Annotated in this window: 10 protein-coding genes and 1 riboswitch; of the genes, 3 read left to right on the forward strand and 7 right to left on the reverse strand. The window is 60.3% G+C overall.

Going from position 1 to position 13,265, the window contains the following annotated elements:
- The first annotated feature begins 113 nt into the window (after nt 1-113).
- From FDY93_RS18245 to FDY93_RS18255, 3 genes are all read left to right on the forward strand, one after another.
- Nucleotides 114-1,559 (forward strand): coniferyl aldehyde dehydrogenase, encoded by a 1,446-nt coding sequence (locus FDY93_RS18245; RefSeq protein ID WP_138237190.1) that lies wholly within the window; start codon nt 114-116, stop codon nt 1,557-1,559.
- A 134-nt stretch (nt 1,560-1,693) separates the two neighbouring features.
- A complete protein-coding gene (locus FDY93_RS19635; RefSeq protein WP_220446244.1) occupies nt 1,694-2,656 on the forward strand; it encodes a hypothetical protein in 963 nt (320 codons plus the stop codon).
- The gene (locus FDY93_RS18255; protein ID WP_138237191.1) at nt 2,656-3,021 is read left to right on the forward strand and encodes a hypothetical protein; all 366 of its coding nucleotides are present in this window, start codon (nt 2,656-2,658) and stop codon (nt 3,019-3,021) included. The genes FDY93_RS19635 and FDY93_RS18255 overlap by 1 nt, the downstream gene beginning before the upstream one ends.
- Here the strand turns inward: FDY93_RS18255 and cobO are convergent, their stop codons facing one another.
- The 7 genes from cobO to FDY93_RS18290 form a co-directional block, all read right to left on the reverse strand.
- Entirely contained in the window at nt 3,022-3,645 is a 624-nt protein-coding gene (gene cobO, locus FDY93_RS18260) for a cob(I)yrinic acid a,c-diamide adenosyltransferase (RefSeq protein WP_138237192.1), read from the reverse strand.
- 217 nt (nt 3,646-3,862) lie between these two features.
- Nucleotides 3,863-5,734, reverse strand: coding sequence for a TonB-dependent receptor plug domain-containing protein (locus FDY93_RS18265; RefSeq protein ID WP_138237193.1), 1,872 nt, complete (start codon nt 5,732-5,734; stop codon nt 3,863-3,865).
- A 130-nt stretch (nt 5,735-5,864) separates the two neighbouring features.
- Nucleotides 5,865-6,070: riboswitch (cobalamin riboswitch) on the reverse strand.
- On the reverse strand, nt 6,067-6,849 hold the full coding sequence (locus FDY93_RS18270; RefSeq protein WP_138237194.1) for an ABC transporter ATP-binding protein: 783 nt from the start codon (nt 6,847-6,849) through the stop codon (nt 6,067-6,069). Its footprint overlaps the riboswitch before it by 4 nt.
- Nucleotides 6,846-7,838 (reverse strand): FecCD family ABC transporter permease, encoded by a 993-nt coding sequence (locus FDY93_RS18275; protein ID WP_220446245.1) that lies wholly within the window; start codon nt 7,836-7,838, stop codon nt 6,846-6,848. The genes FDY93_RS18270 and FDY93_RS18275 overlap by 4 nt, the downstream gene beginning before the upstream one ends.
- The gene (locus tag FDY93_RS18280) at nt 7,822-8,682 is read right to left on the reverse strand and encodes an ABC transporter substrate-binding protein (protein WP_171019037.1); all 861 of its coding nucleotides are present in this window, start codon (nt 8,680-8,682) and stop codon (nt 7,822-7,824) included. The genes FDY93_RS18275 and FDY93_RS18280 overlap by 17 nt, the downstream gene beginning before the upstream one ends.
- 5 nt (nt 8,683-8,687) lie before the next feature.
- Nucleotides 8,688-10,082 (reverse strand): DNA repair protein RadA, encoded by a 1,395-nt coding sequence (gene radA, locus FDY93_RS18285; protein WP_138237197.1) that lies wholly within the window; start codon nt 10,080-10,082, stop codon nt 8,688-8,690.
- A 35-nt stretch (nt 10,083-10,117) separates the two neighbouring features.
- Nucleotides 10,118-13,264 (reverse strand): efflux RND transporter permease subunit, encoded by a 3,147-nt coding sequence (locus FDY93_RS18290; protein ID WP_138237198.1) that lies wholly within the window; start codon nt 13,262-13,264, stop codon nt 10,118-10,120.
- Between the last annotated feature and the right edge of the window lies 1 nt (nt 13,265).

Genomic DNA, 13,265 nt, shown 5'->3' on the forward strand with positions numbered 1-13,265 from the left:
GTATTTCGAAATCCGTCCGCAAAAGTCCTGAGTGCGGACGCAGACTCTCGTACAATCATCCGTCAGACACGCAGCATAATCACAATAACCGCACAGCCAAGCGAGCCACTAGCATGACCGAGATCGCCGCCCCCACTGAAGCCCGACAGTCTCCAGCCTTGAAGTCACTGCTGGAGAAGCAGCGCCAGGCCCACCTCGCCAACCCCGCACCGGACCATACGCAGAGGATTAATGACCTCAAGGCACTGGCGCGGATGATCCGCGAACATCAGGATGAACTGGTACAGGCGGTGAGCCGCGATTACGGCAACCGCTCCCACCACGAGACCTTGTTTGCGGAAATCTACCCGGCGCTCGACGGTATCAAGGACACCATCAAGCGCCTGAAAAAATGGATGAAGCCCCAGCGCCGGCATATCGACTTTACCGCCTTTCCCACATCGTCTACCAAGGTGATCCCGCAGCCGCTCGGCGTGGTGGGCGTAATCGTACCGTGGAATTTCCCCATCAATCTGTCCTTCGGGCCACTGATCAACATCTTCGCCGCCGGCAACCGGGCGATGGTGAAGATGTCGGAGAACTCTCGCAATCTAACCGCGCTGCTTGCGCGTATCAGCGGCGATTATTTTCCGGAAGACAAATTGGTGTTTATCGAGGAAACCGGTGGGGTGGGCGTCGAATTTTCCACTCTCAAATTCGATCACCTGATCTTCACCGGCTCTGGCGCCACCGGCCGCAAGGTGATGGCGGCCGCCGCGGCCAACCTCACCCCGGTCACCCTGGAACTGGGCGGCAAATCCCCGGCCATCGTCGGTCCCGATTACGATATCGACACCGCCGTAGAGCGCGTGCTGTTCTGGAAGCTGTTCAACGCAGGCCAGATCTGCACCACTGTCGATTATCTGCTGTTGCCGGAAGACAAAGTGGACGCCTTTGTGGAAAAAGCCAAAAAAATATTCCGCAAACGCTACCCGGATATTCAGCACCCGGATTACACCTCGGTAATCGACCAGCGCTCGTTCCAGCGTATCTGGCAGACCCTGGATGACGCCGTGCAGAAAGGTGCAAGCGCGATTGACCTGACCGATGGGCAGGGCAGCCGCGACGACCCGATGAAAAAATTCCCCGCGCACCTGCTGATTCATGTCAGCGAAGAGATGGACGTGATGAAACGGGAAATCTTCGGCCCGCTGCTGCCGATCAAAACCTACAAGAACCGCGAGGAAGTGGCGGCCTATATCAACAGCGGCGACCGCCCGCTGGCGATTTACCCGTTCACCCGCGACAAAAACCTACAGAATTTCTATATCGATAATGTCATGTCCGGCGGCGTCAGCGTGAACAATGCCGTACTGCATGTGGGCCAGCACGACATTCCGTTTGGCGGCGTAGGCGAAAGCGGCATGGGCCACTACCATGGCCACGAAGGTTTCCTCACCTTCTCGAAACTACGCCCGGTGTTTTACCAGGGTCCACTCGACCCACTGAAACTGCTGATGCCGCCCTATGGAAAAGTTGCGGACAAAATGATGAAGTTGATGCTGCGCCTGACGAAATAAAATTCGCGGAGCGGAGCGCCGCTCCGCCCCCCCCAAACTGGTACGCCCATACCTCTGTTTTCTATTTAATCATCCGCCCAACACCATTAGAATTTCCTTTTGCAAAACAAATACATTTTCAAAAGGACCTGAAAGTGAATACAGTCATACTCTGCAACAGAAACCTCTCGTCGCCCGTGATACAGCAGGCCTGCAACCTGAACCTGCAGCAGTTTTCCGAACTCCACTGCCCGAACCCCATGCTCGCAAAAGCCAATATCCCCTATCTGCTGAACGGACACAATGATGCACAGGGAAAGCGCATCCAAACCCTACTCGCCCCCGCCCACATCGCCCGCCCCGTCACCGAGCTTTCCCTCACATTCGGCGAGGACAATACCATCGCAATAGCCGCGATGATGGAACAGCTGAAGGACTACAACATCGCATTGACCGGAGCCTCAACTAGTATTTACGGGGAGCGCATCAATGGCTTCGCCAAGTCGGTAAAGGAGTACCAAATAGCACTGCTTACCTACCGCGATGCGAAATTGAGCGGGGCAAGCAACCATGGTCTGCTCAAGCAACAAGCGCACGCTGCTTTCATGCGGATGCAGAGGACATTCAATGCGGAATTGAACAATGTCACCAGTCACATTCGCTCCCGGCGGGGTAGCCCTCTTACCAGCGCAGAACGCGGCACCAATATTGCCAGCAGCAACCGCAACGCCGCAAAACTGCAGTTTTCAAGTGAGATCGAAGCGCATAAACTGGTCAGGTTCAGTCAATATACGAAATTGCTGGGCAACGGGCTTGCCGTTGTCGATTTTGGCGTGAGAGCAGGGAAAATTCACAGCTCCTACAAGGCTGGCGGAGATTGGGAGAGAGATCTGTTTATAGAATCCAGTCGATTTGCGGCCAGTGCCGGAGCGGGCGTTATCGCAGCCAAGGCCGGAATTGCCATTTTTATGTTCGCGACACCGGTAGGCTGGGCCGCAGTCATTGCAGGTGGACTGCTCATTGCTGGCACAGCAGCAGTCTCTATTGCAGCTGATCGACACTTCGAAAAGAATGGCGAGCTATATTACGACAACATTATGGGCGCGCTGAGCAAATAATGGGCACACTTAATTATGTAATTCTATTTTCTTCCTTCGGGCTTATGCTTGGCTGGGTATTTTATGTGGTCTTTGGGCAAGTAACCGTTAGAAAGTTAAGAAGAAATCCAATAACGAAAGCGCATTTGGGTGTGGAATTCATTAGCGGATGGGATATTTTCAATGTCGCCCAAGCATTAGCAACCCCTAGAAAATTTCACAAGATTCTGGAAAAAGGAAAGCTGGCTTTTTTGAACGCCGATTCTGAGATTTTACTCAAGAACACAAATACCACTGATCGGGTTCTGGCCATTATTTTTTTCTGGACCTTTTTCCTTTCTGGTTCAGTTATGATATTCGCCATACTGATAGACACAGCAATGTAATCACCATTCAACCCCCTTCCGCGCAGAAACACCATGTTCAAATGCGTGTTTCTGCGATTTCATTTCCGTTACCGTGTCCGCTATATCCACCAGATACTGTTTGGCGCCGCGGCCGGTGATGATCACGCTCTGTTCCGGGGGGCGGTTTGCGATAGCCTCCAGCACTTCCGACTTATCCAGCCACTTGTAGTTGAGCGCGTAGGTCAGCTCGTCCATCACTACCAGGTATACGCTGTTATCGGCAAGTGCGGACTTCAGTTTTTCCCACAGAGCCAGCGCCGCCGCCTTGTCCGCCGCGAAATCCTGGGTTTCCCAGGTAAAGTCGGTGCCCATCTCGTACCATTGCAACGGGTATTTTCTCGGATCCAGCTGTGAAAGCAGGTTCTTCTCCCCGCACTCCCACACCCCCTTGATAAACTGCCCCACCACCACCTGGTAGCCATAGCCCAGCGCGCGGGTAACGGTGCCGACTGCCGCGGTGGTTTTGCCTTTGCCGTCGCCGGTGTAGACGATGACGATACCGCGCTCTTCCAGCGCCTTGGCCACACCGGCATCGACGATTTCCTTGCGCGCCTGCATGCGTTCTTTGTGGCGTTGCTGTTTGTTGTTTTCAGATTCAGACATATCAATCAACCCGGAAAATTTGAAAGAAGCATAACAGCTTACGGAGTACAGAAACCGCCGCGCGAAAGCGCGCTGGCGGCCCGATGCGGAACGATTGCCGACAGGTTGTGGAGTATCGGGCCGCCAGCGCGCGCCCGGGGGAAGGAAAAACATTTGCAGGAAAGGGAGCGGGCCTTTGCGGCCCGCTGTCGGAGCTGGAGCTCCGCACTCCCGGGGGTTAGTTCAGACTAAACCGCACGCCGGCGTACACAGCAGCGCCGGCAGAGTTGAAGCCAGCCACCTCGCTGTAGTCCTCGTTTAGCAGGTTTTCACCGCGCAGGGTGAGCGCCAGGCGTTCGCTGAACTGGTAAGCCGCGTTCAGATCGAAGCGGTTGTAGGCGTCTGGTGCCACTGGCGCGCCACCCAAAGGATTGATGCTCAGACGGTCATCGACATGGCGCAGGTTCGCCGCCAGGGTCAGGCGCTCGCCCAGCAGCGTGTAGCTGGCACCGAGGTTATATACTTTCTCGGCCACATTCAGGCGCTGCTCGCCTTCGCTATCGCGGCTGTCCAGCCAGGTACCGTTGGCATGCCAGCGACCCGCCTCTCCCAGAGTGCCGGAAAGCGACAGCTCGAAACCATCGGAATCACTCTCGCCATCGTCCTGGGCGTAGGCGCCCCAGCCAGTACCGAGACCATTCACATAGACAATGGCATCGGTCACTGTCTGCTGGAATGCGACAAGCTCCAGTTGCAGCAGCTCGGCATAACTGTACTCCAGCGCCACCTCAACACCGCGGCTGGTTTCCGGACTGACCGGCGCAACACCGCTCACCACGTTGGTGGAGGTTTCATAGGGGCTCGGGGCGCGGAAGCCGGTGCTGGCGCTGGCGCGGTACTTGATCTGCTGGTTGCTGCCGATCAGTTGCGGTACCGCGGCGGATACGCGCCAGCTGTTGTGGGTCTCGCCGCGGATGTCATCGCCATCGAAACTGTCGTGTCGGAAACCCAGGTTGTAGAAAATCTTGCCAGCCACGTCGCCGCGCCACTCGCCGAAGACGCCAAGCAGTTCCAATGACTGATCACTGTCGTTAGCGGTGTAATCCTGCTGATCCAGATCCGCGCCCCAGGAAAGTTCGCCGGCAGCCAGTTTGAGGTTGCCGAAGTAGTTCAACTCATCGATGCTACCCTCCACCGCGTAGCTGCTCACACCTTCCGCCAGACTGTCGCGCTCCAGTTCCTGACTGGAAACAGACAGTCGATTGGCGACGCTGCCGAGTTGCAGATCGCCGGCGAGCTGATAGCTGGTCTGGGTGTACTGGTCTTCGCAGTCGTTGCTGGGATTCCAACCTGCGTAGCAGTTGTCAAATCCCGTATCCGCGTCCAACTGGCGGACCTGCCCTTCCAGCGAGAAAGTGTCGCTGAATTGGTAACCCAGCTTCGCGCTGACGGTCTGGTTGTCGTAACCATCGCGCTCGCCGCTGGTATCGCTCACCCGCGCATTGAAACCGTCGCTTTCAAGCTGGCTCAGGTTGAGCGCGTAGTTCCAGCCACTCTGCACACCGCGCAGAGCCACCTGCGTCCGGTGGGTGTTGTAGCGACCGGTTTCACCGCTCAATTGCAGCTCCAGCGGTTGGCTTGCGCGCTTGGTGATGATGTTGATCACACCGCCGGCGCCGGCACCGTACATCATCCCTTGCGGCCCGCGCAGAACTTCGATGCGCTCCACATCGCTCGCCAGGATGTGTTGAAACTGAGTGGTGACCTGGGTGTTGGTGGGGTCGGCCACGTTGATGCCGTCCACCAGCACCAGAGTGCGGGAACCGGACTCGCCGCGCACATACACATTGCTGACCTTGCCGAGGCCACCGTTGTTGGCCGCGGAAATTCCCGGCAGGGTTTTGATCACATCCATCAGGGTGCTGTAGCCGAGTTTTTCGATATCCGCGGCAGTGAGCACGGACACGGAAACCGCCGTCTGCGCCTTAGGTACCTCCACACGGCTCGCGGTGACGGTGATCAGTTCCAGGTTGTTCTCGGAATTGTTGGTGTCCGCAAACGCGGATTGCGCGGCCAGTGCTACCGCACCGGCGAGAATAATTTTGTTCATGGTGAGCCCCAATCAAAAAATGGTCGATTGAGGGAGGGGAATACAAGGGCAGGAATTAAGGACAGCCGGGACCAGCGCAATGCTCGGTACCTCGCCGCAAGCAAGCCCAGACAAAGCCCTCCGCTTTATCGTTCAAGGTTCACTCGAGGCCGGTATCGGGCTTATCGTGCTCTCGCTGTTTTAAAAACGTCGCAAGAACCGAATCACCGTTGCGGGGGCAGCGTCGGATTTGGCCTGCGGTTTTACACAGACGGACACCGACTTCCCGTTTACCCCAACCAAGGCCGCCGCTTGTGGCGGATTGACCTGTTGGGCACCTGGAGTGCGCGCGATTATATCAGATCCCCGGCGATAAACTCCGGGCGTCCATTGCGCCAGCGAAATTCGCTGTGGATTCCGTATACCGCGCCGACCAGCTGTGGCGTCAGCACCGTTTCCGCGGTGCCTTCGGCGCGCAGCCCTCCATCCTGCAGCAACAGGATGCGGTCGCAATAGCGGGCCGCCAGCGACAGGTCATGCAGGGCCAGAATCACGGTCTTGCCCGCATCCGCCTGCTGGCGGAAAGTCTGCATCAACTGCAGCTGGTGGCGGATATCCAGCGCCGTGCCCGGTTCATCGGCGATCAGCACCGGCGTGTTGGCGACGAGCAAGCGCGCGAGTTGCACACGGCGCAGTTCGCCCCCGGAGAGCTGTGTCACCGGGCGCGCAGCAAAGTGAAACGCATCCACCTGGTTCAGCGCGGCCGCAACCCGTGCCCCCCGGCGGGACCTGTCCAGGCTCCGCCCCCAGGGCAACAGCCCCAGCGCCACCAGGTCCTGCGCCGCCATGCTCCACGCGGGCATCTCCTGCTGTGGCAGGTAGGCGATGAGGCGCGCGCGCTCGGCGGCGGAGACGCCGGTGATGGTGCGATCGTCAAGGGCCAGGCTGCCCGCTGTCGGCAGCAGAACACCCGCGAGACAGCTGAGCAGGCTGCTCTTACCGGCACCATTAGGGCCGATTACCGCCGTGAGTTCCCCGGCTTGAAAGGAACAGTCGATATTTTCCAACACCTTGCGCCGGTTGCGTGTCAGGGAAAGATTTTTGCCGTGCAACGCCATCGGCTGGAATTCGCTCACAGGCTCATCTCCCGCCGCCCGCTGACGATCAACCAGAAAAAGAAGGGCGCGCCAATAAATGCAGTGACCGCACCGATGCGCAATTCCTGCACGCCCACCGTGTTGAGCACCAGAATATCCGCCAGCAACAACAACAGCGCCCCGGCCAACGCGCTCGCCCACAGCAAGCGCCCCGGATCCTGCCCCACCAGCGGGCGCATCAGGTGTGGCACCACAAGACCGATAAATCCGATGGTTCCCGCCACGGCCACGGAGCTGCCCACCGCAAACGCGATACCAAATAAAACCAGCAGCGGATAGCGGCGGCCGGAAAAACCCAGCGATGCCGCGGTCGATTCACCGAGCGAAAGTGCGCGCAGGTAATTGCGGGAAAGCACCAACATCACCGCGCCCACAAGCATAAACGGCAGAGCCAGCAGCACCTGATCCCAACCGCGATTGGCCAGCGAACCCAACAGCCAGAACACGATCTCCTGCATGGCAAACATGCTCGGCGCATAGTTGAGAGCCAGCGCCATCAGAGCCGACAGAAAGGCATTGATCGCCACCCCCGCCAACACCAGCCGCGTGGCACTGGCGCCGCGCCCGGCCAGCAGCCACACACTGCCCACAGCAAGCAGCGCGCCGAGAATGGCCAGCAGCGGCAGCGCCACCTCGCCAGACACAGCGCCGTAATACAGCAGCAGAATCGCCGCCAGTGCCGCGCCACTGCTCACCCCCAGCAGGGCCGGTTCAGCCAGCGGATTGCGCAGCATGCCCTGCATGGCCGCCCCCCCCATGCCTAACGCCGCACCAACCAACAGCGCCAGTGCCGCCCGCGGCAGCCGCAGCTGCCACAGGATCACCGCATCGCTGTTGTCGCTGTGCCAGCCGCTGGTAATTGCCTGCCACAGATCGAGCTTTACCGGGCCGCTGGCCAGTGCCGCGAGCAGCGCCAGCGGCAGTGCGCACGCGAGCAGCAGGAAAAAAAATTTATGGCTGTTGGACAAGTTCGGCTCTCTTCTGCTGTAACTGTTCAAGCGCATCCACCGCCGCCAGCGCCGGACAATACCCCAGCGCCTCCGGCAAGCGATAACTGCGACCGCTGTCGATGTAACGCTTCAGCACCGGGTGGCGCTCGGCGAGATGGGCGATCGCAAAATCCTGCGCACCGCCGTAAAACACCAGCAGGTCCGGTTGCAGAGCAATTACCTGCTCCAGGCTTACCCGCCCCAGCTGGTCAATCCCCTGCTCCGCCGCCAGATTGATGAATCCCGCGCGTGTCAGCAACTGGTGCTCCAGCATGCCGCTGCCGTAGGTGATGTTGTTGGCGGACAGAATCAGTGCGGTGGGATGTTTAACATCGGCAGCTTGCGGATTTTTCTGGCGCGCCGGTGCAAGCAGTTCCGCCAGTTGCTGTTGCCGCGCGCGCAACGGCGGCAGCGGTCCCAGCGCTTGTTCCAGCGCACCCAGCTGCGTCTGCAATTGTTCGAGAGTGTAGGCATCGGGAATCCGCACCACTCTGAATCCCATTTCCTCCAGCCGCGCCGCCGCGCGCTGCGCCCCAAACTGCCCTGCCAGCACCAGGTCCGGCTGCAACGGGATCAGTTCCTCGGCCTGGGCGCGGTTGAGCGCCACGTGCTCGGGAATGGGGGCGTTGCGGTACTGCGCCTCGGCAGAGAGCCAGGTGACGGAAACAATCCTCTGCGGCGGCACCCAGCGCAACAGTATCTGGTCGAGACACAGGTTGAGGGAGGCGATGCGCTCGGCGGCGGGCGCCGGTAGCGCGATCGCAAACAACAGCGCGGCAATCCACCGCGCCGCCGGCGGCCTCCCCGCGTATCCCCGCCCCACGGCGATCACCCCATATCCAACGCATTCAGCGCTTCGGCGAGGGTTTTTACCGGAACAACCTGCATACCTTCAATATCGGTTTTGAGGCGGTTGGCGGCGGGGACGATGGCTTTGCGGAAACCGTGTTTGGCGGCTTCCCGGAGGCGCTCCTGGCCGGAGGGGACCGGGCGAATTTCACCGGCGAGCCCCACTTCGCCGAAGATCATCAGGTCGCGATCCAGGATGCGGTTGCGGAAACTCGATACCACCGCCATCAGGAGGGTGAGGTCGGCACTGGTCTCCATCACCTTCACGCCGCCCACCACGTTGATAAAGACATCCTGATCGCCCACCAGCACACCGCCGTGGCGGTGCAACACCGCGAGCAGCATGTTGAGGCGATTGTGATCCAGCCCCACCGCCACCCGGCGCGGATTGCCGAGGCTGCTGTCATCCACCAGTGCTTGCAGTTCCACCAGCAGCGGGCGCGTACCTTCCCACACGGAGGTCACCACGGAGCCCGCGGCGATTTCTTCCGCGCGCTGCAGGAAGATCGCCGAGGGGTTGGAGACTTCTTTCAGACCCTGTTCGGTCATCGCAAACACACCCAGCTCGTTCACCGCGCCGAAGCGGTTTTTGTGCGCGCGCAGGGTACGGAAGCGGGAATCGTGGGTGCCTTCCAGCATGATGGAGCAGTCGATGATGTGCTCCAGCACCTTGGGGCCGGCGAGGGTGCCGTCTTTGGTGACGTGGCCCACCAGGATCATCGCGGTGCCGGTCTGTTTGGCGAAACGGGTGAGATAGGCCGCGCTCTCGCGCACCTGCGCGACGGAGCCCGGCGCGGACTGTACCTCGGCCATGTGCATGACCTGGATGGAATCCACCACCATGACCCTGGGCTTCACTTCGCCGGCGGTGAGGCAGATCTGCTCGACGTTGGTTTCCGACAGCATCTGCAGGTGATCCGCCGGCAGGCCGAGGCGCTTCGCGCGCATGGCGACCTGCTGCAGGGATTCCTCCCCGGTCACATACAGTGCAGAAAGCTTTTGCGAAAGGTGGCACAGGGTCTGCAGCAGCACGGTCGACTTGCCCGCGCCGGGATGCCCGCCGATCAGCACCACCGAACCCGGCACCAGGCCACCGCCGAGCACCCGGTCCAGTTCACTGGCATTGGTGGGAATGCGCGGTAGCTCACTGAGGTCGATCTCGGAAAGCTTCTGCACCCTCCCCTGCCCCGCCGCACCTGCATAGCCCGACTGGGCCGCGGTGAAATTCGCCGCGCGGCTGTCGCTGTGCGCCGGCCCCAACCGCACCTCACTCAGACTGTTCCAGGCCCCACAGGCGCCGCACTGCCCCGCCCATTTGGTGTAGTCGGCTCCGCATTCGTTGCAGACAAACGCTGTTTTGGATTTTTTGGACAAGGTTTTCTCTCTGTTCCTGGTGCAAGCGAGCGATTCTACCCTCCCTGCGCTACCGGGGAAAATTCACGAACCCGCCCATGCACCCACTGATACAACACCGGCATGACAACCAACGTCAGCAGCGTGGAAGAAATGATTCCCCCAATCACCACCGTCGCCAGCGGTCGCTGCACCTCTGCGCCGGTGCCCGTATTCAGCGCCATGGGCACAAATCCGAGACTCGCCACCAGCGCCGTCATCAACACCGGCCGCAACCGCAGCATCGCTCCATCCACAATCGACGTATACAACTCGCCGCTCTCCCGCCAGCGCTCGCGAATAAACGTCAGCATCACCAGTCCGTTCAACACCGCCACTCCTGAGAGCGCAATAAAGCCGACGCCCGCCGAAATCGACAGCGGCATGTCCCGCAACCACAGCGCCAACACCCCGCCGGTCAGCGCCAGTGGCACTCCGGTAAAAATAATCAGCGCATCCCTGAGCGAGCCAAACGCCATCATCAGCAGCAACAGGATCATCAGCAGCGTCAGTGGCACCACCACTTGCAGGCGTGCACTGGCCGAGCGCAACTGCTCGAAGGTACCACCGTAATCCAGCCAGTAACCGGGCGGTAGTCTGACCGACTCGGCGACCGTCTGCTGTACTTCTTGCACGAAGGAACCGAGATCCCGCCCGCGCACATTGGCGGTGACGACAATTCGGCGTTTGCCGTTTTCGCGGCTCACCTGACCGGGAGCGGACAACCATTGAATGCTCGCCACCTCCTCCAGCGGGACATAACCACCGCCGGCGAGCGGTACCGGCAGCGACACGAAGCGCTCGACGTCCCGGCGCAGGTCCTCCGGCAGGCGCACCACCAGCTCGAAGCGGCGGTCGCCATCGTAGATCAGTCCCGCCTGTTCGCCGCCGATGGCCGCTGCCAGCAGATCCTGCAGCGTCTGCACATCCAGCCCATACTGTGCCAGCGCTACGCGCTTGGGGAGAAGCGACAGTACCGGCAGGTTGTCCACCTGTTCCAACCGCGCATCTGCGGCACCGGGGATCGTATTGACCACGGCGAGAATCTGCTGCGCGGAGCGGCGCAGCTGGTCCAGATCGTCGCCAAACAGCTTGATGGCGAGATCCGCGCGCACGCCGGAAATCAGCTCGTTGAAGCGCATCTGGATCGGCTGGGTAAACTCGTAATTGTTCCCCGGCACCGCTTCCGCGGCACGCCGCAGGCACTCGACCAGAGCCTCCTGCGGCAGATCCGGATCGGGCCATTCGGATCTGGGTTTCAGCATTAGAAATGTATCCGCCACATTCGGCGGCATGGGATCGGTGGCCACTTCCGGTGTGCCGATTTTGGAAAATATGCGCGCAACTTGCGGCTGTTGCAGCAACACGCGTTCCAGCTGCTGTTGCATGGCTATGGACTGCTCCAGGCCGGTACCCGGTACCCGCATCGCGTGCATGGCCACATCGCCCTCGTTCAGTTCCGGCACAAATTCCGACCCCAGTGTTGTGGCGAGCCAGCCACACAACAACACCAGTACCAGGGCGGAGCCGATCACCACCCAGCGCGCTGCCAGTGCGCCGACGAGCAGCGGGCGATAGAGAGCTCTGAGGCTCCGCACGGCGGGATTTTCCCTCTCGCGGATTTCCCCGCGCAGGAAAACGGCCACCGCGGCGGGCACCAGGGTGAAGCAGAAAACCATGGCCGCGAGCAGCGCCATCACCACTGTCGCCGCCATGGGGTGAAACATTTTTCCCTCCACACCGGTGAGGGAAAACAGCGGGATGTACACCAGGGTAATGATCAACACTCCGAACAGACTCGGGCGGATGACTTCATTCGTGGCGGTGAACACGGTGTGCAGCCGCTGCTGCAGCGGCAGTGCACCACCGTGGCGGCGGGTTTCCTGCGACAGGCGGCGAACGGTGTTTTCCACGATGATCACCGCACCATCGACAATCAGGCCAAAATCCAACGCGCCGAGGCTCATTAAATTGGCGGACACGCCACTGACTCGCATGCCACTCAGGGTGGCGAGCATGACGAGTGGAATGACCGCAGCAGTGATCAGCGCTGCGCGGAAATTGCCGAGCATCACGAACAGTACGGCAATTACCAGCAGCGCGCCTTCAAGCAGGTTTTTCTGCACCGTGGTGATGGCCTTATCGACCAGTGTGGTGCGATCGTACACCGGTTCCGCCCGCACCCCCTGCGGCAGCGTTCGCTGGATCTTTTCCAGTGTGGCTGAAAGCGCCTGAGCCACTGCACGGGAATTTTCCCCCACCAGCATCATCGCGGTGCCGAGTACGGTCTCCCGCCCATTCTCCGTGGCGGCACCGGTGCGCAGTTCACCGCCGATCGCCACGCTGGCCACATCGCCGATGGTTATGGGTGCTGCGGATTCAGCAGCGGCGGGCATTTTTATCACCACGCGTTCGATATCCGCCAGAGTCTGCAACTGCCCCGGAGAGCGCACCAGTATCTGGCGGCCGCCGCGCTCCACAAAACCGGCGCCGCGGTTGCGGTTGTCCCGCGCCAGTGCGTCGCGCACCTCTTCCATCGTCACACCGAAACTCAGCAACTTGCGCGGATCGGGCGTCACGTGAAATTGCCGGCGATGGCCGCCGATGGTGTTGACCTCAGTCACCCCGGACACCTGCGCCAGCTGCGGCTTGATGATCCAGTCCTGGATTTCCCGCAGCGCGGTAATGTCATAGGGCGTACCATCGGGACGCCGCGCGCTGTCCTCGGCCGTCACGGTGTAGGTGAAAATTTCACCGAGGCCGGTGGTGATGGGGCCCATCTGTGGTGCCAACCCCGGTGGCAGTTCACTGCTCAGTGACAGCAGCCGATTGGCCACCAGATTGCGCGCAAAATACAGATCGGTGCCCTCGTGAAATACCGCCGTCACCTGCGACAGCCCGTAGCGGGAAATACTGCGGGTATACGCAAGGCCGGGCAGACCGGCGAGTGCGGTTTCCACCGGGAAGGTCACGCGCTGCTCCGCCTCCAGTGGTGAATAGCCAGGCACCTCGGTATTAATCTGCACCTGCACGTTGGTGATATCCGGCACCGCATCGATGGGCAGGCGCGGATAGCTCCACAATCCGAGGGCAACGATGAACAAGCCAAAACCGAGCACCAGATACCGGCGCTCGATGGAAAAGCGCAATAGGGATTCAATCACT

The organism is Microbulbifer harenosus, assembly GCF_005771435.1.
GTDB classification, from domain to species: Bacteria; Pseudomonadota; Gammaproteobacteria; order Pseudomonadales; family Cellvibrionaceae; genus Microbulbifer; species Microbulbifer harenosus.